General features: G+C 53.8%; 14 protein-coding genes, 2 tRNA genes, 3 rRNA genes, 5 pseudogenes and 1 other annotated feature. Of the genes and pseudogenes, 9 read left to right on the forward strand and 15 right to left on the reverse strand.

Annotated elements, in window-relative coordinates:
- Positions 1-104: 104 nt before the first annotated feature.
- The 5 genes and pseudogenes from trxC to JNO11_RS14870 all read left to right on the forward strand — a co-directional run bounded on the left by trxC (position 105) and on the right by JNO11_RS14870 (position 5,889).
- Complete coding sequence (trxC, locus tag JNO11_RS14845; RefSeq protein WP_010257800.1) at positions 105-524, forward strand: thioredoxin TrxC; 420 nt, start codon at positions 105-107, stop codon at positions 522-524.
- Between the two features lie 81 nt (positions 525-605).
- Complete coding sequence (locus JNO11_RS14850) at positions 606-1,283, forward strand: tRNA-uridine aminocarboxypropyltransferase (RefSeq protein ID WP_022624064.1); 678 nt, start codon at positions 606-608, stop codon at positions 1,281-1,283.
- Positions 1,284-1,421: 138 nt separating this feature from the next.
- Positions 1,422-4,079: a bifunctional acetate--CoA ligase family protein/GNAT family N-acetyltransferase gene (locus JNO11_RS14855; RefSeq protein ID WP_010672150.1), complete on the forward strand. Its 2,658-nt coding sequence runs from the start codon at positions 1,422-1,424 to the stop codon at positions 4,077-4,079.
- Between the two features lie 117 nt (positions 4,080-4,196).
- Positions 4,197-5,552, forward strand: coding sequence for a CDP-diacylglycerol--serine O-phosphatidyltransferase (gene pssA / locus JNO11_RS14865; protein WP_029519515.1), 1,356 nt, complete (start codon positions 4,197-4,199; stop codon positions 5,550-5,552).
- A gap of 26 nt (positions 5,553-5,578) precedes the next feature.
- Positions 5,579-5,889 (forward strand): annotated as a pseudogene (locus tag JNO11_RS14870) (YfiM family lipoprotein).
- Positions 5,890-5,898: 9 nt separating this feature from the next.
- On the opposite strand, the gene JNO11_RS14875 reads toward JNO11_RS14870, so the two are convergent.
- From JNO11_RS14875 to rluD, 9 genes and pseudogenes are all read right to left on the reverse strand, one after another.
- Entirely contained in the window at positions 5,899-7,188 is a 1,290-nt protein-coding gene (locus JNO11_RS14875; RefSeq protein WP_010257813.1) for an MFS family transporter, read from the reverse strand.
- A gap of 278 nt (positions 7,189-7,466) precedes the next feature.
- Positions 7,467-7,582: ribosomal RNA gene (gene rrf / locus JNO11_RS14880) — 5S ribosomal RNA — on the reverse strand.
- 212 nt (positions 7,583-7,794) lie between these two features.
- Positions 7,795-10,708: ribosomal RNA gene (locus JNO11_RS14885) — 23S ribosomal RNA — on the reverse strand.
- Positions 10,709-10,917: 209 nt separating this feature from the next.
- Positions 10,918-10,993, reverse strand: a tRNA-Ala gene (locus JNO11_RS14890).
- 142 nt (positions 10,994-11,135) lie between these two features.
- Positions 11,136-11,212: transfer RNA gene (locus JNO11_RS14895), tRNA-Ile, on the reverse strand.
- 73 nt (positions 11,213-11,285) lie between these two features.
- A 16S ribosomal RNA gene (locus tag JNO11_RS14900) occupies positions 11,286-12,827 on the reverse strand.
- Together the 16S, 23S and 5S rRNA genes with 2 tRNA genes alongside form the textbook arrangement of a ribosomal RNA operon.
- A gap of 472 nt (positions 12,828-13,299) precedes the next feature.
- Positions 13,300-15,885, reverse strand: a complete 2,586-nt coding sequence (gene clpB / locus JNO11_RS14905; RefSeq protein ID WP_029519628.1) for an ATP-dependent chaperone ClpB — start codon at positions 15,883-15,885, stop codon at positions 13,300-13,302.
- 113 nt (positions 15,886-15,998) lie between these two features.
- Positions 15,999-16,729: pseudogene (gene yfiH / locus JNO11_RS14910) on the reverse strand (purine nucleoside phosphorylase YfiH).
- Positions 16,729-17,707: pseudogene (rluD, locus tag JNO11_RS14915) on the reverse strand (23S rRNA pseudouridine(1911/1915/1917) synthase RluD). Before rluD ends, yfiH begins: the two co-directional pseudogenes overlap by 1 nt.
- A gap of 129 nt (positions 17,708-17,836) precedes the next feature.
- Between rluD and bamD the strand changes: the two are divergent.
- The 3 genes from bamD to pheA all read left to right on the forward strand — a co-directional run bounded on the left by bamD (position 17,837) and on the right by pheA (position 20,602).
- Positions 17,837-18,568 (forward strand): outer membrane protein assembly factor BamD, encoded by a 732-nt coding sequence (gene bamD, locus JNO11_RS14920; protein ID WP_010248444.1) that lies wholly within the window; start codon positions 17,837-17,839, stop codon positions 18,566-18,568.
- Positions 18,569-18,849: 281 nt separating this feature from the next.
- On the forward strand, positions 18,850-19,185 hold the full coding sequence (gene raiA, locus JNO11_RS14925; protein WP_003849030.1) for a ribosome-associated translation inhibitor RaiA: 336 nt from the start codon (positions 18,850-18,852) through the stop codon (positions 19,183-19,185).
- A gap of 101 nt (positions 19,186-19,286) precedes the next feature.
- Positions 19,287-19,416, forward strand: a sequence feature (Phe leader region).
- A 22-nt stretch (positions 19,417-19,438) separates the two neighbouring features.
- Entirely contained in the window at positions 19,439-20,602 is a 1,164-nt protein-coding gene (gene pheA / locus JNO11_RS14930) for a bifunctional chorismate mutase/prephenate dehydratase (RefSeq protein ID WP_010248448.1), read from the forward strand.
- 56 nt (positions 20,603-20,658) lie between these two features.
- On the opposite strand, the gene tyrA is transcribed toward pheA, so the two are convergent.
- Entirely contained in the window at positions 20,659-21,780 is a 1,122-nt protein-coding gene (gene tyrA / locus JNO11_RS14935) for a bifunctional chorismate mutase/prephenate dehydrogenase (RefSeq protein ID WP_010248465.1), read from the reverse strand.
- A 5-nt stretch (positions 21,781-21,785) separates the two neighbouring features.
- Positions 21,786-22,865: a 3-deoxy-7-phosphoheptulonate synthase gene (locus JNO11_RS14940; protein ID WP_010672116.1), complete on the reverse strand. Its 1,080-nt coding sequence runs from the start codon at positions 22,863-22,865 to the stop codon at positions 21,786-21,788.
- A gap of 287 nt (positions 22,866-23,152) precedes the next feature.
- Between JNO11_RS14940 and JNO11_RS14945 the strand changes: the two are divergent.
- Positions 23,153-23,690: pseudogene (locus JNO11_RS14945) on the forward strand (GNAT family N-acetyltransferase).
- Between the two features lie 97 nt (positions 23,691-23,787).
- On the opposite strand, the gene rplS reads toward JNO11_RS14945, so the two are convergent.
- From rplS to rpsP, 4 genes and pseudogenes are all read right to left on the reverse strand, one after another.
- Complete coding sequence (rplS, locus tag JNO11_RS14950; RefSeq protein WP_003849035.1) at positions 23,788-24,135, reverse strand: 50S ribosomal protein L19; 348 nt, start codon at positions 24,133-24,135, stop codon at positions 23,788-23,790.
- 44 nt (positions 24,136-24,179) lie between these two features.
- Positions 24,180-24,944, reverse strand: a complete 765-nt coding sequence (gene trmD, locus JNO11_RS14955) for a tRNA (guanosine(37)-N1)-methyltransferase TrmD (protein WP_010248477.1) — start codon at positions 24,942-24,944, stop codon at positions 24,180-24,182.
- Between the two features lie 35 nt (positions 24,945-24,979).
- Complete coding sequence (gene rimM, locus JNO11_RS14960; RefSeq protein ID WP_325177464.1) at positions 24,980-25,528, reverse strand: ribosome maturation factor RimM; 549 nt, start codon at positions 25,526-25,528, stop codon at positions 24,980-24,982.
- An 18-nt stretch (positions 25,529-25,546) separates the two neighbouring features.
- Positions 25,547-25,796, reverse strand: a pseudogene (gene rpsP / locus JNO11_RS14965) (30S ribosomal protein S16).
- Positions 25,797-25,874: the final 78 nt, after the last annotated feature.

The raw sequence follows: 25,874 nt of genomic DNA on the forward strand, positions 1-25,874 counted from the left end.
TCAACTATTGAACCTATAGAGCAATCCAGATTGAGAGGGAATCCGTCCCCTTTCATAGTGAACAATATTTATCAGACTGACACTTTTCAACATCAGAGGTTCCTATGAATACGGTATGCGCTTCCTGTCAGGCAACCAATCGCGTTCCTGAAGAACGCCTTGCCGACGTGGCGAAATGTGGTCGCTGTGGAAATGCGTTATTTGATGGCGAAGTGGTGAATGCCACCAGCGCTAACTTTGACAAATATCTGCAGGACGATCTGCCGGTGGTGATCGATTTCTGGGCGCCCTGGTGTGGTCCCTGTGTCAATTTTGCGCCGGTGTTTAAAGATGTCGCCAGTGAACGCAGCGGTAAAGTCCGCTTTATTAAAGTGAACACCGAAGCGGAACCGGCCCTGAGCGCCCGTTTCAACATTCGCAGTATCCCGACCATCATGCTGTTTAAGAACGGCGAGCGGGTCGACATGCTGAATGGCGCGATGCCCAAAGCGCCTTTCAATGAATGGCTGGATGAGTCACTTTAATCTTCAGAGGCCAGCCTGGCTGGCCTTTTCCTTTTCGCCTGCGCTTCGATTACACTGACGTTTTTCCTGCCCTGAATACTCATGTCTGATAATGCTGTTTTGCGCTTGCGCACCCAACGCCTGGCCCGATCCACCCGTCCTTTCCTCGCGCGCGGGAATCGGGTCATCCGCTGTCAGGGCTGCCTGCTGCCAGAAGTCAACTGTCTCTGCAGTCAGATCGTGCCGCAGTCCGCCCGTAGCCGCTTCTGCCTGGTGATGTTCGATACCGAGCCGATGAAGCCGAGCAACACCGGCCGGCTGATTGCCGATATTCTGCCGGATACCCAGGCTTTTGGCTGGTCACGCACCGAGCCGGATCCGCTGCTGCTGGCGGCGGTGCGCAATCCCGATTATCAGCCGCTGGTGGTTTTCCCGGCCGCTTATGCCGACCCCGGTCGCGAAGTGCTGACAACGCCGCCCGTCAGTGGCAAGCCGCCGCTGTTTATTATGCTGGACGGCACCTGGACCGAAGCCCGCAAAATGTTCCGTAAAAGCCCCTGGCTCGACGCCCTGCCGGTGATGTCGCTGGATGTCAGCACCCCGTCGCGCTATACGCTGCGTGAAGCCCACGGCGCAGGTCAGCACTGTACTGCTGAAGTGGCCGCGGCGCTGCTGGCGCAGGCGGGCGATCGGCTGGCAGCTGAGGCGTTATCTCACCATTTTGATCAGTTCCGCGCGGCCTACCTGGCAGGGAAACCGCACCACGCCGGACAGGTTTAATCGCCCGGTCACCTCCTGGCGGGAGCGTCCCTGCGGTGACAGAGATTAAAATCGGGATGCGCAGCCTGCGATCTGCCCGGAAGCACTGCCAGCAAAAAGCGTTTACAATCACGCAAATCCCGAACTCTGGAGAGCGAGATGAGCCAACGCGGACTGGAAGCGCTGTTACGACCTAAATCAATTGCGGTGATTGGTGCCTCGGTCACGCCAGGGCGCGCCGGATATTTTATGATGCGTAACCTGCTGGCGGGCGGTTTTAGCGGCCCGGTGTTGCCGGTGACGCCGAAATATAAAGCGGTCAGCGGCGTACTGGCCTGGCCCACCATCGACAGCTTACCTTTCGCGCCAGACCTGGCAGTGATCTGCACCCACTCAAAACGTAACCTCGAACTGCTGCAACAGCTCGGGGAGAAAGGTTGCAAAGCCTGCATTATTCTCTCTGCGCCCGCCAGCCAGTCTGCCGAACTCAAAGCCTGTGCCAGCCAGTGGCAGATACGTCTGCTGGGCCCGAACAGTCTTGGCCTGCTGGCCCCCTGGCAGGGATTGAATGCCAGCTTCTCGCCAGTGCCGATAGAGAAAGGCCGTATCGCATTTATCTCCCAGTCCGCCGCCGTATCCAATACCATTCTCGACTGGGCGCAGCAGCGTAATCTCGGTTTCTCCTGGTTTATCGCGCTGGGTGACAGTCTGGATACCGATGTCGATGATCTGCTCGACTTCCTGGCTCGCGACGGTAAAACCAGCGCTATCCTGCTCTATCTTGAGCACCTCAGCGATGCGCGTCGTTTTGTTTCTGCCTCACGCAGCGCCTCCCGTAATAAACCGATTCTGGTGATCAAGAGTGGTCGCAGCCGGGAAGCACAGGCGCTGCTGGGCACCCACAGCGGTCTGGACGCCGCCTGGGATGCAGCCATTCAGCGTGCCGGGTTACTGCGGGTGCAGGATACCCATGAGCTCTTCTCCGCCGTTGAGTCGCTGAGTCATATGCGGCCGCTGCGTGGCGACAGGCTGATGATCATCAGTAATGGTGCCGCCCCCGCCGCGCTGGCGCTGGATGAGCTCTATGCCCGCAACGGGAAACTGGCGCAGCTCAGCGAGCAGACGATTCAGCAGCTCGAGGCGCTGTTGCCCGCTGGCGCAGGCCGCGGCAACCCGCTGGATTTAAAAGATGACGCCACAGCAGAACGTTATGCCGCCTGCACAGAGATCCTGCTCGACAGCCATGAACTTGATGCATTGATGATTATTCATGCGCCAAGCGCGGTCGCGCCCGCGACTGAAACGGCCGGACATCTGATCGACACCATCGCCCGTCACCCGCGCGGTAAGCTGGTGACGCTGCTGACCAACTGGAGCGGCGAGTTCTCTTCACAAGCCGCGCGCCGAGCCTTTACGCAGGCGGGGATACCGACCTGGCGCACGCCAGAGGGAACGGTGACCGCTTTTATGCATCAGGTTGAGTACCGCCGTAACCAGAAGCAGCTGCGCGAAACCCCTGCCCTGCCCGCCACCCTGAACCTGGACAGTGCCCATGCACACCAGCTGCTGTCACAGGCGCTGGAGCGCGGTGTTACCGCGCTGGATACCCATGAAGTGCAGCCGGTACTGCAGGCTTACGGCCTGGCCACGCTGCCGACCTGGATCGCCAGCGACAGTAAGGCGGCAGTGGCGATTGCCGATCAGATTGGCTATCCGGTGGCGCTGAAACTGCGTTCACCCGATATCGCGCATAAATCGGAGGTGCAGGGCGTGATGCTCTACCTGCGTAATGCCAGCGAAGTGGAGCATGCCGCTGAGGCCATTTTTGATCGGGTAAAACAGACGTTGCCGCAGGCACGTATCGAAGGGCTGCTGGTTCAGAGCATGGCGAGTCGTGCAGGCGCACAGGAGCTGCGGGTCGTGGTCGAACAGGATGCCCTGTTTGGCCCGATCATTATGCTGGGGGAAGGCGGCGTTGAATGGCAGGCCGATAAACAGGCTGCCGTTGCCCTTCCCCCGCTGAATATGACGCTGGCACGCTATCTGGTGATTCAGGCGATCAAGAGCGGAAAAATCCGCAGCCGCAGCGCGCTGAATCCGCTGGATATCCCCGGTTTAAGCCAGCTGCTGGTGCAGGTCTCTAACCTGGTGGTGGATTGCCCGGAGATCCAGCGACTGGATATTCATCCGCTGCTGGCGGCGGGCAATGATTTTACCCTGCTGGATGTCACCCTGACGCTGGCTCCGTTCCACGGCGATAACGAAGCGCGGCTGGCAATACGTCCTTATCCTCAGCATCTGGAAGAGCAGGTAGAGTTAAAGGATGGGCAATTCTGCCTGTTCCGGCCCATTCTGCCAGAGGATGAGCCCCTGCTGCGCGATTTCATCAGTCAGGTCACCAAAGAGGATCTCTACTACCGCTACTTCAGTGAAATCAGTGAGTTTACTCATGATGATCTCGCCAACATGACCCAGATCGATTATGACCGCGAGATGGCGATTGTGGCGGTACGTCAGCATCATGGACGATCCGAGATCATCGGCGTCACCCGCGCTATCTCTGATGCAGATAACATTGATGCGGAGTTTTCGGTGCTGGTCCGTTCCGACCTGAAAGGCTTAGGCATGGGCCGTCGTCTGCTGGAAAAAATGATCCGCTATACCCGGCATCACGGCTTGCAACAATTGAACGGTATCACCATGCCCCATAACCGCGGCATGATTACGCTGGCACGAAAGCTAAACTTTCATGTTGATATTCAACTGGATGACGGTATTGTCAGCCTGAAATTGTCTTTACAGAATGAGATCAACTAACCTTGTAGAGAAAGGTAAAAAACGTTCGAATCGGCGAAGTTGATGTTATTATTTGTGGTTATAACCCTGATTTGATGGCAAAAGGCCATGCAATGAACAGAGAAGAAGTGCACTGTGATGTTGTCTAAATTTAAACGTAACAAACACCAACAACACCTCGCACAGCTGCCGAAACTGTCACAATCCGTTGCGGATGTGTCGACACTTTACTCGCCTGCCGAATTTCGCCAGACGTTGCTGGAGAAGATTGCGGCAGCGCAGACTCGCATCTGTATTGTTGCGCTCTATCTGGAAAATGATGACGCCGGACGTGCCGTCATGGATGCGCTTTATAGTGCGAAGCAGGCGCGGCCGGAGCTGGATATCTCGATTCTGGTTGACTGGCACCGTGCGCAGCGTGGGCGAATTGGCGCAGCGCGAGGCGTAACCAATGCCGACTGGTATTGCGAAATGGCGACACGTTATCCGGATATTGCCATCCCGGTTTATGGTATCCCGGTCAATACCCGTGAAGCGCTGGGCGTGCTCCACCTTAAAGGGTTCATTATTGATGATATGCTGCTCTACAGCGGCGCCAGCATCAATGATGTCTACCTGCATCAGCATGATAAGTATCGCTATGACCGTTATCAGGTTATCCGTAATTCCCAGCTGACAGATACGATGTATGACTGGATCACGCTCAATCTGAAGTCAGCAGAGGCGGTAAACCGACTCGATTTTGCTGAGCGCCCCTCAAGTCCTGAAATTAAAAATGAGACACGCCAGTTCCGTCAGGACCTGCGCGGTTTCAATTATCAGTTTGAAGGGAATGCCGGCAACGATGAACTGACGGTCACGCCGCTGGTCGGTCTGGGTAAGCATAGCCTGCTCAATAAAACCATTTTCCACCTGATGCCCTGTGCGGAACAGAAGCTGATCATCTGTACCCCCTACTTCAACATGCCCGCCTTGCTGGTACGTAATATCATTCATCTTCTGCGTCAGGGAAAACAGGTTGAGATCATCGTCGGCGATAAAACAGCCAATGACTTCTATATTGCGCCCGATCAGCCGTTCAAAATCATAGGCGCGCTGCCTTACCTGTATGAAATCAATCTGCGTCGCTTTATGAGCCGTTTGCACTACTACGTTACGACCGATCAGCTGGTCGTGAGACTGTGGAAGGATGGCGAGAACAGTTATCACCTTAAAGGAATGTGGGTTGATGACGAATGGCAGCTGATTACCGGTAATAACCTCAATCCACGTGCCTGGCGGCTCGATCTGGAAAATGCGGTGCTGATCCACGATCCTCATCAGGAGTTAGCGGCTCAGCGTGAGAAGGAACTGACGTTAATCCGGCAGAACACGACGGTAGTGACGCATTTCCGTGAGCTTGAGAGTATTGCTGATTACCCGGCCAAGGTGCGCAAGCTGATTCGCCGTCTGCGCCGGATACGTATCGATCGCCTGATCAGCCGGATTCTTTAATCGCTGCGGCCAATAAGGCATCTGCTATGCGAAGTGTGCTGCTTGCTGTGCTGTTGTGTAGCGGATGCGCCCATATAGCGGAAGATCAGTGAACCGGACGGGATAAAGCGGAGCATTTTGTCGCCTCTGCAGTCCTGGCCGCTGCCGGTAGTGAATATGGGAAGGCAGCGTCAGCACCATTCTGACCGGCAAAGCCAGACTGTTTTCATTAACGCCTGGGGCGGGAAAAGAGTGGTATGACAGCCGCCCGAATGGCAGCGGCTGGAGCTGGAAAGATTTCGCCTGGGATGCCGCCGGTGCTGCCAGCGGCATTGCCCTGTGGAATCTGAGTCAGTAGCTTTCTCTGTTAAAGCTTAATCCCCTTACCGCGCTTGTGCAGCAACAGCGACACCAGAAATGCCACCGCGCCCATCGCTGAAACATACCAGAAGAAAGTCGTCTCAATCCCCTGCTGCTTCATCAGCAACGCAACATACTCTGCCGACCCACCGAAGATCGCATTCGCTACTGCGTAAGATAGTCCTACACCCAGTGCGCGCACCTGTGGCGGAAACATTTCTGCTTTAAGAATGCCACTGATGGCGGTGTAGAAGCTGGTAATCAGCAGCGCCAGCATGATCAACAGGAAAGCCACACCAGGGCTCTGCACGTTTTGCAACAGCGTCAGAATGGGGACCGTACAGATGGCCGCGCCCGCGCCAAAAATCATCATTGAGGTGCGACGACCGATTTTATCTGACAAAGCACCGATAATCGGCTGAATCAGCATAAAGACCAGCAGCGCACCGGTCATCAGGCCGCTGGCGGTTTTAGGATCCATACCTGACGTATTAACCAGATACTTCTGCATGTAGGTGGTGAAGGTGTAAAAACTCAGGGAGCCGCCTGCGGTGAAACCCAGCACCATCAGGAAGGGACGAGTATGATTACGCAGTAACCCGATTACGCTACCCGCATCGCGATGTTCGCGGCTCGTCTTATCTGAGGTTTCTTCCAGTGAGCGTCGTAACCATAATGCGACAACGGCAAGCAATGCGCCGAGGAAGAACGGAATACGCCAGCCCCAGCTTCGCAGCTCTGCATCCGTCAGCAGAAATTGCAGGACCACGACGGTGAGTACCGCCGCTAACTGACCACCTATCAGCGTGACATACTGGAATGAGGCGTAGAATCCTTTGCGTCCTTCCAGAGCCACTTCGCTCATGTAGGTTGCGCTGGTCCCATATTCTCCGCCCACCGATAATCCCTGAAACATACGCGCCAGCAGCAAAATGACGGGCGCAGCCACGCCGATCGTTGCGTAACCGGGTAAGCAGGCGATCACCAGCGAACCAAAACACATCATGCAGACTGAAACCAGCATCGAATTTTTTCGGCCATGTTTGTCGCCGATATAGCCAAACAGCCAGCCGCCAATCGGACGCATTAAAAATCCTGCCGCAAAAACGCCCGCCGTCTGTAACAACTGAGTGGTGGTATCGCCCTGCGGAAAGAAAATGTGGGCAAAATAGAGTGAGAAGAAGGAGTAAACGTAGAAGTCGAACCACTCAACCAGGTTACCTGATGACGCGCCGACGATAGCCCAGATACGTTTCTTTGTATCATCCGTCTGAGTTTTATTATTTGTGGGTGCCATGCCTTACCTCTGTTCCTTGCTGATCAACAGCGTTTAAAGGAGTGAGTAAAGCATTTAAGTCTACTGAAGGTAAAGGCGGCGTAATCCGAGATTATTATTGTGAGCCATGTCGCTAATTATCGAAAAATCAGCGGGTTGCTGGTCATTCAGAAGTCAAGAATGGGGAGTTAAGGGTGACATACCGCGTGCCTGCAGATCATATTTTCAGCTTAACGTGGCAAAGTGCAGACGTAAAAAAAGCCCCGCACTTTCGTGCGGGGCTTCTTCACTTATTTAATGCCTGGCAGTTCCCTACTCTCGCATGGGGAGACCCCACACTACCATCGGCGCTACGGCGTTTCACTTCTGAGTTCGGCATGGGGTCAGGTGGGACCACCGCGCTAAAGCCGCCAGGCAAATTCTTTGTGCTCTGTCCTGTGTCTTTTGTGCTGATGCTGCGTTGGCCGCCCTCGCGCTACTCCGTCACATACTTCAGTATGCTCCTTCGTATCGGTCGGTTGCCGCCTTGCCTCAGCGCAAAATCCTTCGGACTTCAGTCCGCAGGACACAACTGTATCCGGTTAACAAGCTGAAAATCGTGTCTCTCAAAAACGCCTCTGGCGTTGTAAGGTTAAGCCTCACGGGTCATTAGTACCGGTTAGCTCAACGCATCGCTGCGCTTACACACCCGGCCTATCAACGTCGTAGTCTTCAACGTCCCTTCAGGACTCTCAAGGAGTCAGGGAGAACTCATCTCGGGGCAAGTTTCGTGCTTAGATGCTTTCAGCACTTATCTTTTCCGCACTTAGCTACCGGGCAATGCCATTGGCATGACAACCCGAACACCAGTGGTGCGTTCACTCCGGTCCTCTCGTACTAGGAGCAACCCCCCCTCAATTCTCCAGCGCCCACGGCAGATAGGGACCGAACTGTCTCACGACGTTCTAAACCCAGCTCGCGTACCACTTTAAACGGCGAACAGCCGTACCCTTGGGACCTACTTCAGCCCCAGGATGTGATGAGCCGACATCGAGGTGCCAAACACCGCCGTCGATATGAACTCTTGGGCGGTATCAGCCTGTTATCCCCGGAGTACCTTTTATCCGTTGAGCGATGGCCCTTCCATTCAGAACCACCGGATCACTATGACCTGCTTTCGCACCTGCTCGAGCCGTCACTCTCGCAGTCAAGCCAGCTTATGCCATTGCACTAACCTCACGATGTCCGACCGTGATTAGCTGACCTTCGTGCTCCTCCGTTACTCTTTAGGAGGAGACCGCCCCAGTCAAACTACCCACCAGACACTGTCCGCAGCCCGGATTACGGGCCTACGTTAGAACATCAAACATTAAAGGGTGGTATTTCAAGGTTGGCTCCACGCAGACTGGCGTCCGCGCTTCAAAGCCTCCCACCTATCCTACACATCAAGGCTCAATGTTCAGTGTCAAGCTGTAGTAAAGGTTCACGGGGTCTTTCCGTCTTGCCGCGGGTACACTGCATCTTCACAGCGAGTTCAATTTCACTGAGTCTCGGGTGGAGACAGCCTGGCCATCATTACGCCATTCGTGCAGGTCGGAACTTACCCGACAAGGAATTTCGCTACCTTAGGACCGTTATAGTTACGGCCGCCGTTTACCGGGGCTTCGATCAAGAGCTTCTCCTTGCGGATAACCCCATCAATTAACCTTCCGGCACCGGGCAGGCGTCACACCGTATACGTCCACTTTCGTGTTTGCACAGTGCTGTGTTTTTAATAAACAGTTGCAGCCAGCTGGTATCTTCGACTGGCTTCGGCTCGGGGAGCAAGTCCCTCCACCTACGCGCCAGCGTGCCTTCTCCCGAAGTTACGGCACCATTTTGCCTAGTTCCTTCACCCGAGTTCTCTCAAGCGCCTTGGTATTCTCTACCTGACCACCTGTGTCGGTTTGGGGTACGATTCTGTGTTACCTGATGCTTAGAGGCTTTTCCTGGAAGCTGGGCATTTATCACTTCAGCACCGTAGTGCCTCGTCGTCACGCCTCAGCGTTAACAAGCGTCCGGATTTACCTGGACACTCCGCCTACACGCTTAAACCGGGACAACCGTCGCCCGGCTGATATAGCCTTCTCCGTCCCCCCTTCGCAGTAACACCGAGTACAGGAATATTAACCTGTTTCCCATCGACTACGCCTTTCGGCCTCGCCTTAGGGGTCGACTCACCCTGCTCCGATTAACGTTGAACAGGAACCCTTGGTCTTCCGGCGAGCGGGCTTTTCACCCGCTTTATCGTTACTTATGTCAGCATTCGCACTTCTGATACCTCCAGCATGCCTCACAGCACACCTTCGACGGCTTACAGAACGCTCCCCTACCCAACAACACATAGTGTCGCTGCCGCAGCTTCGGTGCATGGTTTAGCCCCGTTACATCTTCCGCGCAGGCCGACTCGACCAGTGAGCTATTACGCTTTCTTTAAATGATGGCTGCTTCTAAGCCAACATCCTGGCTGTCTGTGCCTTCCCACATCGTTTCCCACTTAACCATGACTTTGGGACCTTAGCTGGCGGTCTGGGTTGTTTCCCTCTTCACGACGGACGTTAGCACCCGCCGTGTGTCTCCCGTGATAACATTCTTCGGTATTCGCAGTTTGCATCGGGTTGGTAAGCCGGGATGGCCCCCCTAGCCGAAACAGTGCTCTACCCCCCGAAGATGAGTTCACGAGGCGCTACCTAAATAGCTTTCGGGGAGAACCAGCTATCTCCCGGTTTGATTGGCCTTTCACCCCCAGCCACAGGTCATCCGCTAATTTTTCAACATTAGTCGGTTCGGTCCTCCAGTTAGTGTTACCCAACCTTCAACCTGCCCATGGCTAGATCACCGGGTTTCGGGTCTATACCCTGCAACTTAACGCCCAGTTAAGACTCGGTTTCCCTGCGGCTCCCCTATACGGTTAACCTTGCTACAGAATATAAGTCGCTGACCCATTATACAAAAGGTACGCAGTCACCCCCCATAAAGAAGGCTCCCACTGCTTGTACGTACACGGTTTCAGGTTCTGTTTCACTCCCCTCGCCGGGGTTCTTTTCGCCTTTCCCTCACGGTACTGGTTCACTATCGGTCAGTCAGGAGTATTTAGCCTTGGAGGATGGTCCCCCCCATATTCAGACAGGATACCACGTGTCCCGCCTTACTCATCGAGCTCACAGCATGTGTGCTTTTGTGTACGGGAGTATCACCCTGTACCCTGCGACTTTCCAGACGCTTCCACTAACACACAAACTGATTCAGGCTCTGGGCTGCTCCCCGTTCGCTCGCCGCTACTGGGGGGAATCTCGGTTGATTTCTTTTCCTCGGGGTACTTAGATGTTTCAGTTCCCCCGGTTCGCCTTGCAGCACTATGTATTCATGCTGCAATGATGCACAGAGTGCACCGGGTTTCCCCATTCGGACATCGACGGCTGTAGCGGTTCATATCACCTTACCGTCGCTTTACGCAGATTAGCACGTCCTTCATCGCCTCTGACTGCCTGGGCATCCACCGTGTACGCTTAGTCGCTTAACCTCACAACCCACAGGCGTTTTTCAACGCTGCGTGTTGCAAGCATTTGAGAGACTCGAACGCATCGCTTTGCCATCCCTTATTACGGAGGAATGACGCGCTGCGTCGTTTCAATTTTCAGCTTGTTCCGGATTGTTAAAGAGCATAATACGTCGCAGCACACCGTCGCCGGTATGCTCTGAGGTATTTCAGAAAAAAACAGATAAACGGTATGGTGGAGCTAAGCGGGATCGAACCGCTGACCTCCTGCGTGCAAGGCAGGCGCTCTCCCAGCTGAGCTATAGCCCCATACAGTTACTGCAGAGACCACTACTACCACTCAACCGAGTACACTTCGTGAGAAATGTAATTCGTGCTCAGGCAAGGCATGTTTCCGCGAAGCATAGTGAACTATGCGAGCCGGAGACATAACGCAGCGTGAGTGCGAATTTGGTAGGCCTGAGTGGACTTGAACCACCGACCTCACCCTTATCAGGGGTGCGCTCTAACCACCTGAGCTACAAGCCTGTAGAGGTTTTTTCTGCTCGTTACTTTTTATCAGACAATCTGTGTGGACACTGCGCGGGAAGGTATCTTCAGGTAAGGAGGTGATCCAACCGCAGGTTCCCCTACGGTTACCTTGTTACGACTTCACCCCAGTCATGAATCACAAAGTGGTAAGCGCCCTCCCGAAGGTTAAGCTACCTACTTCTTTTGCAACCCACTCCCATGGTGTGACGGGCGGTGTGTACAAGGCCCGGGAACGTATTCACCGTGGCATTCTGATCCACGATTACTAGCGATTCCGACTTCACGGAGTCGAGTTGCAGACTCCGATCCGGACTACGACGCACTTTGTGAGGTCCGCTTGCTCTCGCGAGGTCGCTTCTCTTTGTATGCGCCATTGTAGCACGTGTGTAGCCCTACTCGTAAGGGCCATGATGACTTGACGTCATCCCCACCTTCCTCCGGTTTATCACCGGCAGTCTCCTTTGAGTTCCCGACCGAATCGCTGGCAACAAAGGATAAGGGTTGCGCTCGTTGCGGGACTTAACCCAACATTTCACAACACGAGCTGACGACAGCCATGCAGCACCTGTCTCAGCGTTCCCGAAGGCACCAAAGCATCTCTGCTAAGTTCGCTGGATGTCAAGAGTAGGTAAGGTTCTTCGCGTTGCATCGAATTAAACCACATGCTCCACCGCTTGTGCGGGCCCCCGTCAATTCATTTGAGTTTTAACCTTGCGGCCGTACTCCCCAGGCGGTCGACTTAACGCGTTAGCTCCGGAAGCCACTCCTCAAGGGAACAACCTCCAAGTCGACATCGTTTACGGCGTGGACTACCAGGGTATCTAATCCTGTTTGCTCCCCACGCTTTCGCACCTGAGCGTCAGTCTTTGTCCAGGGGGGCCGCCTTCGCCACCGGTATTCCTCCAGATCTCTACGCATTTCACCGCTACACCTGGAATTCTACCCCCCCTCTACAAGACTCAAGCCTGCCAGTTTCAAATGCAGTTCCCAGGTTAAGCCCGGGGATTTCACATCTGACTTAACAGACCGCCTGCGTGCGCTTTACGCCCAGTAATTCCGATTAACGCTTGCACCCTCCGTATTACCGCGGCTGCTGGCACGGAGTTAGCCGGTGCTTCTTCTGCGGGTAACGTCAATCGACAGGGTTATTAACCCCATCGCCTTCCTCCCCGCTGAAAGTACTTTACAACCCGAAGGCCTTCTTCATACACGCGGCATGGCTGCATCAGGCTTGCGCCCATTGTGCAATATTCCCCACTGCTGCCTCCCGTAGGAGTCTGGACCGTGTCTCAGTTCCAGTGTGGCTGGTCATCCTCTCAGACCAGCTAGGGATCGTCGCCTAGGTGGGCCATTACCCCGCCTACTAGCTAATCCCATCTGGGTTCATCCGATAGTGAGAGGCCCGAAGGTCCCCCTCTTTGGTCTTGCGACGTTATGCGGTATTAGCCACCGTTTCCAGTGGTTATCCCCCTCTATCGGGCAGATCCCCAGACATTACTCACCCGTCCGCCACTCGTCACCCGAGAGCAAGCTCTCTGTGCTACCGTCCGACTTGCATGTGTTAGGCCTGCCGCCAGCGTTCAATCTGAGCCATGATCAAACTCTTCAATTTAAGTTTGATTTGCTTAAACAAGTTAAGCGGTGCTCATCTGTAAAACGTCATAATGAATTTCATTATGTGTTCACTCGTGAGGCTTGATATTTTTTACGTCCGGAGACGCTGATATCAATCCTGCGAGTGCCCACACAGATTGTCTGATAAATTGTTAAAGAGCAGTGCGAACAGTGCGTTAGCGTCCTGTCGCGAGGTGGCGTATATTACGCTTTCCTCCTGCAGAGTCAACCTCTTTCTCAGAAGTTTTTCTCCGGCGGCTCAGTCTCCTGTGCCTTCTGACCCGTTTTCCGTTTCCGGTTTGCCGTGTCAGTGGAGGCGCATTATAGGGAACGGCTCAGATAGCGCAAGTGCAAATTGAGACTTTTTTTACTGACCGTTCACTTTGCACTCAAAAGGAGTATTAAATAAGCAAAAACCCCTCAAAAGGGCAAAAAAAACGGGCCAGAGGCCCGTTTTTCATTCCACACCCTTACTGATGTGCAGTAATGATGTTGTTCTCCACATCCATTTCGATGGTTTTGCCTGGCACCAGCGAACCGGCAAGGATCTGCTGAGCCAGCGGGTTCTCGATCTGCTGCTGTATCGCACGTTTCAGCGGACGTGCACCGTAGACTGGATCATATCCGTTCTCCGCCAGCAGTTTGATCGCATCATCAGAGATGTGCAGCTGATAACCCCGTTCATCCAGACGTTTGTACAGCCGCTGCAGCTGAATCTGCGCAATGGACGCAATATGTTTCTCAGCCAGCGGATGGAACACCACCACCTCATCAATACGGTTGACGAACTCAGGACGGAAATGCTGTCCGACCACACCCATCACGATATCTTTCATTTCCGGGTAGCTGAGATTGCCGAACCGCTCCTGGATTAAATCTGATCCCAGGTTAGAGGTCATAATCACCACGCTGTTACGGAAATCGACCGTGCGGCCCTGCCCATCCGTCAGACGCCCATCATCCAGCACCTGCAGCAGAATGTTAAAGACATCAGGATGCGCTTTCTCTACTTCATCCAGCAGGATGACCGAATAAGGCCGACGGCGCACAGCTTCGGTCAGATAACCGCCCTCTTCATAGCCGACATAACCCGGAGGTGCACCCACCAGCCGTGATACTGAGTGTTTTTCCATAAATTCAGACATGTCGATACGAACCATCGCATCGTCACTGTCGAACAGGAAGTTAGCCAGCGCTTTACACAACTCCGTCTTACCGACCCCGGTTGGCCCCAGGAACAGGAAGGAACCGATAGGCCGGTTTGGATCAGAAAGGCCTGCGCGACTACGGCGAATAGCATTCGATACCGCCTCAACCGCTTCATCCTGTCCAATGACCCGGCCATGTAAGTCCTGCTCCATGCGCAGTAACTTATCGCGCTCACCTTCCATCATTCGTGCGACAGGGATACCGGTCCAGCGTGCCAGCACATCGGCAATCTCCACATCGGTTACCCGGTTACGCAGTAACTTCATGGTCTTGCCTTCGGCCTGAGTCGCTGCGGCTAACTGTTTTTCCAGTGCCGGAATTTTACCGTACTGCAGCTCTGACATCTGAGCGAGGTCACCCTGGCGACGTGCCTGCTCTAAATTCAGACGCGCCTGCTCAAGTTCAGCTTTGATGTTCTGCGTGCCGGACAGCGAGGCTTTCTCTGTCTTCCACTCATCTTCCAGCTCGGCGTATTCGCGCTCTTTCTGGTTGAGTTCGGTTTCCAGCATCTCAAGACGCTTGATGCTGGCATCGTCCGCCTCTTTCTTCAGCGCCTGCTGCTCCAGCTTCAGCTGAATGATACGGCGCTCAAGGCGATCCAGTGACTCCGGCTTCGAGTCCATCTGCATACGAATGCTGGAAGCTGCCTCATCGATCAGGTCAATCGCTTTATCCGGCAGCTGCCGGTCAGCAATATAACGATGAGACAGGGTCGCCGCCGCGACAATCGCCGGGTCAGTGATTTGCACATGGTGATGCAGTTCATAACGCTCTTTCAGACCACGCAGAATGGCGATGGTATCTTCCACACTTGGCTCAGCCACAAAGACTTTCTGGAAACGACGCTCCAGCGCGGCATCTTTTTCAATGTACTGGCGATATTCGTCAAGCGTAGTGGCACCCACACAGTGCAGTTCACCACGCGCCAGCGCAGGTTTAAGCATATTGCCGGCGTCCATCGCACCGTCCGCTTTACCGGCTCCCACCATGGTGTGCAGCTCGTCGATAAACAGAATGACGTTGCCTTCCTGTTTCGACAGGTCACTCAGTACGCCTTTCAGACGCTCTTCGAATTCACCGCGATATTTCGCCCCGGCCACCAGCGCACCCATATCCAGTGCCAGTACCCGACGTCCTTTCAGACCCTCAGGCACTTCACCATTGATGATGCGCTGCGCCAGCCCTTCGACAATCGCGGTTTTACCCACGCCAGGTTCACCAATCAGTACCGGGTTGTTTTTGGTACGGCGCTGCAGAACCTGGATGGTGCGGCGAATCTCTTCGTCACGACCGATGACCGGGTCGAGTTTGCCCTTCTCTGCCCGCTCGGTCAGGTCGATAGTGTATTTTTTTAAAGCCTGGCGCTGATCTTCAGCCCCCTGATCGTTCACGTTGTCTCCTCCCCGCATCTGTTCAATCGCACTGGTGATTTTTTCGCGCGTTGCGCCCGCTGCTTTGAGCAGATCGGCCAGTGAGCCCCGCGATTCCAGCGCGGCCAGAACAAATAATTCGGATGAAATAAAGTTATCGTTGCGCTTCTGTGCCAGCTTGTCGCACAGGTTTAATACCCGGACGAGGTCAGATGAGGGTTGTACATCGCCTTCGCTGCCTTCAACTTGTGGCAGGCGATCAATAGCCTGCTCAACCTGAGCGCGAAATGGCGTAACGTCGACACCGGCCGAAGTCAGTAAAGGTGAAACCGATCCGCCTTCCTGTTTGAGCAATGCGCTCATCAGATGCAGAGGTTCGATGAATTGATTGTCGTGTCCCAGAGCGAGGGACTGCGCGTCGGCGAGAGCCAGCTGAAATTTATTAGTAAGACGATCCAGACGCATAATTCCTCCCATTACAGGTCAAAATGCTACTGGAGATTAAATGAGGTCATCCCTCAAAATTTCAAGGTTAATGACCTGAGATTTGAGTAAAAAATATGCTAACTGGACCGTCTTATGGCGTAAGGTTATAACAGCCAGATCAAAGTTGCCATACGCCCGGTGATCCCATCGCGGCGGAAAGAGAAGAAATCGTCGCGCTGCGTAAAGGTACAAAGGCTGCTGGCGCTGACTGAATTCACGCCCGCTGCCTGTAGTCGCATCTGCGCCAGCAGGCAGATGTCGGCGTAAAAGCGGTCACCTGATGGACGGAAAGCCTGCACAGCCCTGGGATCCTGAGCCATAAAGGCCTGACGGACTTCGGCGCCGACTTGAAACGCATCAGGTCCGATTGACGGTCCAAGCCAGGCATGAATCTGATCAGGCGGCGAACGAAACTGCGCCAGCGTATTTTCCAGTACACCCGCACAAAGTCCGCGCCAGCCTGCATGTGCCGCCGCCACTTCCGTGCCATCCTGCGAACAGAACAGGACCGGAAGACAGTCAGCGGTCATGATGGCGCAGACGACGCCGGGCTGATCGGTAATACAGGCATCAGCACGTAATGGCGTACTTCCCCCCTGCAGTCAGACGCACAGCCTCAGTGCCATGAACCTGATCCAGCCACTGCGGCATGGCAGGCAAACCCGCCTCTTCCAACAGCAACTGCCGGTTACGCGCCACCGCATCCGGATTATCCCCCCACATGCCCGCCAAGATTCAGTGCATCCCAGGGCGATGTGCTGATGCCGCCCTGTCGCTGCGTCGAGCAGGCCCGAACGCGTGACGGAGCGGGCCAATGAGGAGTAATCAGATTCATCACCAATTCAACTGGTCTTTAAATTCTTCAGTGTCTGCTTTTAACGCCGCGATTAAATCAACCATGTCCTGCGGAAGCGCAGCATGGAATTCCATTTCAATACCGCTGATGGGGTGATAGAGGCGCAACATCGTGGCGTGCAGTGCCTGACGATCGAAACCGCGCAGCGTAGTAATAAATGCTTCAGACGCGCCTTTTGGCGGACGCGGACGGCCACCGTAAAGCGGATCGCCCACCAGCGGATGGCTGATGTGAGACATATGCACACGGATCTGGTGAGTACGACCGGTTTCCAGACGCAGACGCAGACGGGTATGGGCCCGGAAGTGCTCCATGATGCGGTAATGCGTGACCGCCGGTTTACCCATTGGGTGTACCGCCATGTGGGTGCGTTTGGTTGAGTGACGGCTGATAGGCTGCTCAACGGTGCCGCCCGCAGTCATATTGCCAATCGCAACCGCTTCATATTCACGGGTGATTTCGCGACGCTGCAGCGAGTCCACCAGATGCGTCTGAGCCGGAACGGTTTTCGCGACCACCATTAAGCCGGTGGTGTCTTTATCCAGCCGGTGTACGATGCCCGCGCGCGGCACATCCATAATTGCCGGATAGTGATGAAGTAAGGCGTTTAACACCGTGCCATCCGGATTACCGGCGCCAGGGTGAACCACGAAGTCGCGTGGTTTGTTGATGACAATAATGTCTTCATCTTCATAAACGATGTCGAGTGGCAGATTCTGCGGTTCCCAGCGCTGCGCCTCCTCGATCTCAGCGTCAATCGCGACCAGCTCGCCGCCCAGCACTTTTTCTTTGGGTGTATCGACCATGACGCCGTTTACAGTAACGCGACGATCGAGGATCCACTCTTTTTATGCGAGAACGTGAATAATCAGGGAACAATTCCGCCAAAGTCTGATCTAAGCGTTGTCCGAGTTGTGATTCGGATACCGTTGCGGTGAGTTGAACTTGTTGTGCCATATACAGCTTCTTCGTTAACGTTGGGTTTTCACGGCGATGCCGTTTAATATAATGTGCTATCGTACCTGGTCATTACCGGGAGCTATACGGACAGCTTCCGCCATAACATTTGAGGATAATCACTTCGTCATGACGCGTATGAAACATCTGGTGGCTGCTGCCACACTGAGCCTGGCACTTGTTGGTTGTTCCGGCTCAAATGACGCGGTACCGGACAGCCCGCCTTCTGAAATCTATGCTACAGCGCAGCAAAAGCTGCAGGACGGTAACTTTAAAGCTGCGATTAAGCAACTGGAAGCGCTGGATAATCGTTATCCGTTCGGTCCTTATTCGCAGCAGGTGCAGCTGGATTTAATCTACGCGTACTATAAAAATGCCGATCTGCCCCTGGCGCAGGCTGCCATTGCTCGCTTTATGCGTCTGAACCCCACGCATCCGAACATTGACTATGTCATCTATATGAAAGGTCTGACGGACATGGCGCTGGATGACTCCGCGCTGCAGGGCTTCTTTGGTATTGATCGTTCTGACCGCGATCCGACGCACGCTCGTGATGCTTTCCGCGACTTCTCTCAGCTGCTGCGGAGTTACCCGAACAGCCAGTATGCGGCTGATGCTCAGAAACGCCTGGTCTATCTGAAAGACCGTCTGGCTAAATATGAGCTGTCAGTGGCGCAATTCTATACTAAGCGTGAGGCTTATGTCGCGGTTGTTAACCGTGTCGAAGGTATGATGCGCGATTATCCGGATACGCAGGCAACACACGATGCCCTGCCGCTGATGGAGAATGCTTACCGCAATCTGCAGCTGAACGCTGAAGCCGATAAAGTGGCGAAAATCATTGCTGCTAACAAAAGCTGATAGTCAGACAGATTCTCAGCCATAAAAAAAGCAGCCTCTCAGGGCTGCTTTTTTTTGCTTACAGAACAGTCAGATTTGGATCTGTTCTCAGCGAGCTAACTCATCAAGCATGCCGTGTTAATCGTTTCGCTTCAAGCCATTTCGGCCAGTTTCTCTGCCTTTCTCACAGAATGTTGTGACTGACAAAAAGTGACATTTTTTCGTGATCGAAATCCCACATTGAACGCTTTTTCGCGCTATGCTGAGAAGACCAAGACGGAAATGACAGAGAGGTAAGAACGATGATTCTGAACATTACCAGTAAACAAATGGACATCACTCCGGCAATCCGAAGCCATGTTGAAGACCGTCTCGCCAAGCTCGAAAAATGGCAAACCGACCTGATTAATCCACATATTGTCCTTTCCAAAGAGCCCAAAGAATTCGTGGCTGACGCCACTATTAACACACCTAACGGGACTCTGGTGGCCAGCGCCAAGCACGATGATATGTATACCGCTATCAACGATTTGATTGCCAAGCTCGAGCGTCAGCTGAATAAAGTTCAGCACAAGTCTGAAGCACGCCGCGCCAGTGCCAGCGTGAAAGACATCATTCCCGCCGACGAAGAGTCCTGATTTTCTTAACGCTGTTTCTTGACGCGCCTGCGGGCGCGTTTTTTATTGACAGCTTTTAAGCAGTACGGTTACTCTCAGGTCACTCTCTTTTCGGACATGACAATGAAACCTGATCTGTTTTTCTTCGCTTTCTTTTTTTACCTTCCCCTGAACGGACGGGAGGCCATTCGTCGTGTGAAAATGAAAGCGAAGACGAACACCGAAGCCTCCCAACCGGGAGGCTTTTTTTTTGGATAGCATACAGGTGAGCCCTATGAATCCCGATAATCCATTGCTGGCGCTACGCGATAAAATCAGCGCCGTGGATAAAAAACTTCTGACGCTGCTGGCCGAGCGTCGTTTGCTGGCAGTGGAAGTTGCACAAGCGAAACTGGCGACGCATCGCCCGATTCGGGATGTGGAGCGCGAACGCGCGCTACTGGAGAATCTCATCGTACTGGGTAAGGCACACAACCTGGATGCGCACTACATCACCCGTCTGTTCCAGCTGGTAATTGAAGATTCCGTGCTGACTCAGCAAGCGCTGCTGCAAAAAAACCTCAATCATCCCCATGCGCATGCCGCCCGTATCGCCTTTCTGGGCCCGAAAGGCTCTTATTCGCATCTTGCAGCACGCAACTACGCGTCGCGCCATTTCGATAGCATGGTGGAGTGTGGCTGCCTGAAGTTTCACGACATCATCAAACAGGTCGAAAATGGCGTGGCTGATTACGCCGTGATGCCGATTGAGAATACCAGTTCAGGCTCGATCAACGATGTCTACGATCTGCTGCAACAGACCAGCCTCTCAATCGTGGGCGAGCTGACATTGCCCATCGACCATTGCGTATTGGTGAATGGCCCCACCGACCTTCAGCAGATTGAGACGGTTTACAGCCATCCTCAGCCGTTCCAGCAGTGCAGCCAGTTTATTAATCGTTTCCCGCACTGGAAAATCGAATACACCGAGAGTACCGCGGCAGCGATGGAGAAAGTGGCTGCGCTCAACTCACCTAAGGTGGCGGCGCTGGGCAGTGAGGCCGGCGGCGAACTGTATCAGCTGCAGGTGCTGGAACGTAATCTGGCGAATCAGCAGCAGAATCACACCCGCTTTATCGTGCTGGCCCGCAAAGCAATCGAGGTTTCCGACCAGGTGCCAGCGAAAACCACGCTGATTATGGCAACCGGCCAGCAGGCGGGTGCGCTGGTCGACGCGCTGCTGGTACTGCGTCAGCACAACCTGATTATGAGCAAGCTGGAGTCCCGCCCGATTAATGGTAATCCGTGGGAAGAGATGTTTTACATTGATGTGCAGGGCAACCTGCAATCAGAGCGGATGCAGCAGGCGCTGCAGGAATTACAGACCATGACCCGCTCTCTGAAGGTACTGGGCTGTTACCCCAGCGAAAATGTGGTGCCCGCTGAACCTGGCGAATAAAAAGAAGAAAAAAGGCATCCAACTGGATGCCTTTTTCATTGATGGATGGCTGTCATTTATGGGCGGCTGTCATTGGCCGATCGCAACAGGCTTCGGCTTTCGACCAGGAAGCGTTTTGCGTGATCGCCAAACCACTGTTCAACCCGGTTAAAGCTGGCGATAAACGCCTGCTTGTCGCCCTGCTCCAGCAGCGCAATCGCTTCACCAAACCGCTGGTAATAGCGTTTTATCAGCGCCAGATTACTCTCTGAAGACATGATGATATCCGCATAGAGTTGCGGATCCTGAGCGAACAACCGCCCCACCATCGCCAGTTCAAGCCGGTAAATGGGCGACGAGAGCGCCAGCAGCTGATCCAGATTGACGTTCTCTTCGGCTAAATGCAGACCATAAGCGAAGGTAGCAAAGTGACGCAGCGCCTGAATGAATGCCATGTTCTGGTCATGCTCAACAGCGCTGATACGATGCAGACGCGCACCCCAGACCTGAATCTGCTCCAGGAACCACTGATACGCTTCCGGTTGTCTTCCATCACACCAGACCACCACCTGTTTTGCCAGGCTGCCGCTGTCCGGGCCAAACATCGGATGCAGACCCAGCACAGGCCCGTTATGGGCAGCCAGCATTGCCTGCAGAGGCCGGTTTTTGACCGACGCCAGATCGACCAGAATACAATCTTCCGGCAGTGGTGGCAGTTGGGCAATCACCTGCTCGGTCAGGTGAATCGGCACGCTAATGATCACCATTCCGGCATCGCTGAGCAGAGTCTCAGCCTGAGGCCAGTCCTCTTTATCCAGCGTTTTAACCGTGTAGCCTGATAGCCCGAGCATTTTTTCAAACAGCCGGCCCATCTGGCCCTTACCACCGACAATCACCACCGGGCGCAGTTCAGGACAGAGGGTTTTAAAGCCTTTGTCATTCTCGCTGGTATAGGATTCCCGCATCACGCGACGCAGCACATCCTCAATCAGATCCGGTGGTACACCGAGCGCTTCGGCCTCTTTGCGACGCGAAGCCAGCATCGACGCTTCACGCTCAGGCACATAGATAGGCAGGCCGTAACGGCTCTTCACTTCACCTACTTCGGCCACCAGTTCCAGTCGCTTAGCCAGCAGATCCAGCAGCGCTTTATCAACACTGTCAATTTGATCGCGTAACGCGGTCAGTTCAGCCACCATTGCTCTTACACCTCTTGTGACAGACGCGCCGACAGCACTCCCTGCAGATCCTGATGCATTTCACGCAGCAACGTTTCGGTCACTTCCCAGTTGATGCATGCATCGGTTACGGAAACGCCATACTTCATTTCGCTGCGTGGCTGCTCAGAAGACTGGTTACCTTCATTGATATGGCTTTCCAGCATCAAACCAATGATTGAACGGTTCCCATCTTTGATCTGCGCAATAGCGGATTCCGCTACGCCAGGCTGACGGCTGTAGTCTTTGTTCGAATTACCATGGCTGCAATCTATCATTAAGGCTGGACGCAGTCCCGCCTTGAGCATCTCTTTTTCACACTGCGCGACATCTTCAGGACCGTAGTTCGGCGCTTTGCCGCCACGCAGGATCACGTGACCATCCGGATTGCCCTGAGTCTGCAGCAGGCAGACCTGACCGGCCTGATTAATCCCGACAAAACGGTGTGGCATTGCGGCTGCACGCATGGCGTTGATTGCCGTTCCCAGACTGCCATCGGTGCCATTTTTAAAGCCTACCGGCATCGACAGGCCCGAGGCCATTTCACGGTGCGTCTGCGATTCAGTGGTACGGGCGCCAATGGCAGACCAGCTGAACAGGTCGCCCAGATATTGCGGACTATTGGGATCCAGCGCTTCAGTGGCCAGAGGCAAACCCATTTCAACCAGGTTCACCAGCAGCTGGCGCGCAATGTGCAGACCCGCTTCCATATCAAACGAGTTATCCATGAAAGGATCGTTGATTAGCCCTTTCCAGCCGACGGTGGTACGAGGTTTTTCAAAATAGACGCGCATCACGATAAAGAGCTGATCTTTCAGCTGTTCAGAAAGGGTTTGCAGACGACGAGCATAGTCCAGTGCCACTTCGGTATCGTGAATTGAGCAGGGTCCGCACACTACCAGCAGACGCGGATCGCGGCCGGCAATAATGTCAGAGATGGTCTGGCGCGACGCCGCGACCTGATCCTGCTGTTCAGTGGTCAGTGGAAACTTCGCTTTCAGCTCTTCAGGCGTGATTAATACCTGTTCACCGGCGATATGCACATTGTTCAGCGCGTCTTTTTGCATGATGGCGATCCTTTGGCTCGTATTGGCAGTCATGGACTCCTCACTGAGGAATGCAAATACTGTATCACAGGCAATACATAGCGCAATATTATATGTACAGTTTTATTACCACGGATGAAGAAGGGTGCGAAATATACTTAAAATAAACAATAAAATCATGCATATAATAAAAACCTCAACCACAAAAACCAAAGACAATTGTACAAATAAGTTTACAGTTAAGGTTATTGCCTTTCTTCTACCCACAGGCAGAATAAAAGAATCATTCTGTTCGCGCTGAGAGAGTTATGTACCCATCACCACAAAATATTTATCTGCGACCTTTTGAGCTCAGCGACGTATCTGCGTTTACCACTGCGGTTAATGCCTCGCTGGATAGCCTTATCCCATGGATGGTCTGGGCGCATCACGATTATCAGCCTCATGAAGCAGAAAGCTGGATCCGCTTTACCCACTGGCAACGGATGAAAGAGGAAGCGGAAGAGTTTGCCATCGTTGATCAGCATGACCAGCTGCTGGGGGGGCGCAGGAATACGCTTTGCCCGTCATCCGGGTGACACCAGCGCAATTGGCTACTGGGTTCGCAGTGATGCACAGCGTCAGGGAATCGCCAGCCGCGCGGTGGCCGCGTTGCTGCCGCTGGGGTTTTCACGTCCGGAGACCCGGGTGATTGAGATTCTGGCAGCAGAGGATAACCTGGCCAGTCGGGGCGTGGCTGAAAAGTGCGGTGGTCAGTTCATTGGCTGTCGCTATGGCCTGATCGTATTAGAGGAAGGGCCGGTTAATACCGCGATTTATCATTTTCAGCGGCCGGACGACGATTAACTGTAGGCAGCAAGGTTGGCAGTGACATAAAAAAAGGGGCTGGCAGATGCCAACCCCTTGTTTGCTATTAACTTTTAGATGTCGCGTTAGCGATACCTTAGTTAAGACGCTCTTTAATACGAGCAGACTTACCAGTACGCTCACGCAGGTAGTACAGTTTGGCTTTACGCACAGCGCCACGACGTTTAACAGCGATGCTGTCAATTACAGGTGAATGAGTCTGGAATACACGCTCAACGCCTTCGCCGTTAGAAATTTTGCGAACAGTGAATGCAGAGTGCAGACCGCGGTTACGGATAGCGATAACCACGCCCTCGAATGCCTGCAGACGTTTTTTAGAACCTTCAACGACCCATACTTTCACTTCCACGGAATCACCCGGGCGGAAGGAAGGTACGTCCTGTTTCATCTGCTCTTGTTCAATTTGCTTGATAATGTTGCTCATAATTAAATCTCATATCCTGGGTAAACTGATAGTCGGGGAAGAGCTTACTCTTCCACATCATCGTTTTGTTGCTGCTGAGATTCCCGCTGGAACTCATTCAGCAACCTTGCTTGCTCTTCAGTCAGAGCCAGGTTTTCCAGAAGTTCAGGTCTTCTCAGCCAGGTACGGCCTAGCGACTGCTTCAGACGCCAGCGGCGAATATCAGCATGGTTGCCTGACAGTAATACTGCCGGGACCTCCACGCCGTCTAACACTTCAGGTCGGGTATAGTGCGGACAATCCAGCAAACCTTCCGAGAACGAATCCTCATCGGCTGACGCCTGCTTGCCGAGCACGCCAGGAATAAACCGGGCGACTGCGTCAATCATCGTCATCGCTGGCAGTTCCCCGCCGCTGAGAACGTAATCACCGATTGACCATTCTTCATCAATTTCGGTCTGGATTACGCGCTCATCAATCCCTTCATAACGGCCACAGACCAGAATTAACTTGTCCCGTGCCGCCAGTTCGCAAACGCCCTGTTGGTCCAGTTTGCGACCCTGAGGTGAAAGATATATCACCCTGGCCCCATCACCTGCCGCTGCTTTCGCTGCGGAGATGGCATCCCGTAAGGGTTGTACCATCATCAGCATTCCCGGTCCGCCGCCGTAAGGACGATCATCCACGGTACGGTGCCGGTCGTGCGTGAAGTCACGAGGACTCCAGCTCTGAATGCTGAGCAGACCGTTTTTTACAGCCCGGCCAGTTACCCCGTAATCGGTAATAGCGCGAAACATTTCTGGAAACAGGCTAATAACACCAATCCACATTGTATTCGCCGTTACGTTACCGTTCGATTCGGAGATCAAAAACCAGGATCCCAATCTACCTCAATGATGCCAGTAGAGAGATCGACTTTCCTGATAACCTGTTCATCAAGAAACGGAATTAACCGCTCCTGAGCACCGAATGCATCCTTCAGGTTTGCCTTAACGACGAGAACGTCGTTCGAGCCGGTTTCCATCATATCGATGACTTTACCCATCTCGTAGCCTTCAAGGTTAACTACCTGGCAGCCCATAAGGTCTTTCCAGTAGTAGTCGCCCTCTTCCAGCGATGGCAACTGCGTCGAGTCAACCTGAATTTCGCAATTGGTTAACTGAGCCGCCGCATCCCGATCTTCAATGCCTTTGACTTTGATGATCAGGTCCTGATTGTGGTGCTTCCAACCGTCCAGTTCGACCTGCTGCCATTTACCGGCGCGCTGGATGAACCAGGGTTGGTAGTTGAAGATGCTTTCAGCGTCTTCAGTGGAGGAAAACACTTTGAGCCAGCCGCGAATACCGTAGGCGGCTCCCATCTCACCCAATACAATCGGGTTAACAGGAGGCTGTGCGGCAATTTGTCTGCTCATGCTCACCACCGTGACAGATTAAGCTGCTTTCTTAGCTTCTTTGACCAGCGCGTTAACGCGATCAGAAAGCGTTGCGCCCTGGCCAACCCAGTGCTCGATACGATCCAGATCAAGACGCAGACCTTCAGCCTGACCAGATGCGATCGGGTTGAAGAAACCAACGCGCTCGATAAAACGACCGTTGCGTGCATTGCGGCTGTCAGTGACGACGACCTGATAGAACGGACGCTTTTTTAGCGCCGTGACGTGCCAAACGAATTGTTACCATAACATCCTCTTCAGTTAATAAAACACCCGGCCCCCATCGAGGAACGGGGTCCGGGTGCTGTATAAAAAGCCCGAAAAT

It is taken from the genome of Pantoea sp. 1B4, assembly GCF_016925765.1.
Classification (GTDB): Bacteria; Pseudomonadota; Gammaproteobacteria; order Enterobacterales; family Enterobacteriaceae; genus Pantoea; species Pantoea agglomerans.

Excerpts from the sequence above, each read along its gene's own strand:
- JNO11_RS14855 (WP_010672150.1), top strand. The coding sequence starts at position 1,422 with ATGAGCCAACGCGGACTGGAAGCGCTGTTACGACCTAAATCAATTGCG.
- rplS (WP_003849035.1), bottom strand. The coding sequence starts at position 24,135 with ATGAGCAACATTATCAAGCAAATTGAACAAGAGCAGATGAAACAGGAC.
- JNO11_RS14940 (WP_010672116.1), bottom strand. The coding sequence starts at position 22,865 with ATGCAAAAAGACGCGCTGAACAATGTGCATATCGCCGGTGAACAGGTA.
- pssA (WP_029519515.1), top strand. The coding sequence starts at position 4,197 with ATGTTGTCTAAATTTAAACGTAACAAACACCAACAACACCTCGCACAG.
- JNO11_RS14850 (WP_022624064.1), top strand. The coding sequence starts at position 606 with ATGTCTGATAATGCTGTTTTGCGCTTGCGCACCCAACGCCTGGCCCGA.
- rimM (WP_325177464.1), bottom strand. The coding sequence starts at position 25,528 with ATGAGCAGACAAATTGCCGCACAGCCTCCTGTTAACCCGATTGTATTG.
- JNO11_RS14875 (WP_010257813.1), bottom strand. The coding sequence starts at position 7,188 with ATGGCACCCACAAATAATAAAACTCAGACGGATGATACAAAGAAACGT.
- bamD (WP_010248444.1), top strand. The coding sequence starts at position 17,837 with ATGACGCGTATGAAACATCTGGTGGCTGCTGCCACACTGAGCCTGGCA.
- trmD (WP_010248477.1), bottom strand. The coding sequence starts at position 24,944 with ATGTGGATTGGTGTTATTAGCCTGTTTCCAGAAATGTTTCGCGCTATT.
- trxC (WP_010257800.1), top strand. The coding sequence starts at position 105 with ATGAATACGGTATGCGCTTCCTGTCAGGCAACCAATCGCGTTCCTGAA.
- clpB (WP_029519628.1), bottom strand. The coding sequence starts at position 15,885 with ATGGGAGGAATTATGCGTCTGGATCGTCTTACTAATAAATTTCAGCTG.
- pheA (WP_010248448.1), top strand. The coding sequence starts at position 19,439 with ATGAATCCCGATAATCCATTGCTGGCGCTACGCGATAAAATCAGCGCC.
- tyrA (WP_010248465.1), bottom strand. The coding sequence starts at position 21,780 with ATGGTGGCTGAACTGACCGCGTTACGCGATCAAATTGACAGTGTTGAT.
- raiA (WP_003849030.1), top strand. The coding sequence starts at position 18,850 with ATGATTCTGAACATTACCAGTAAACAAATGGACATCACTCCGGCAATC.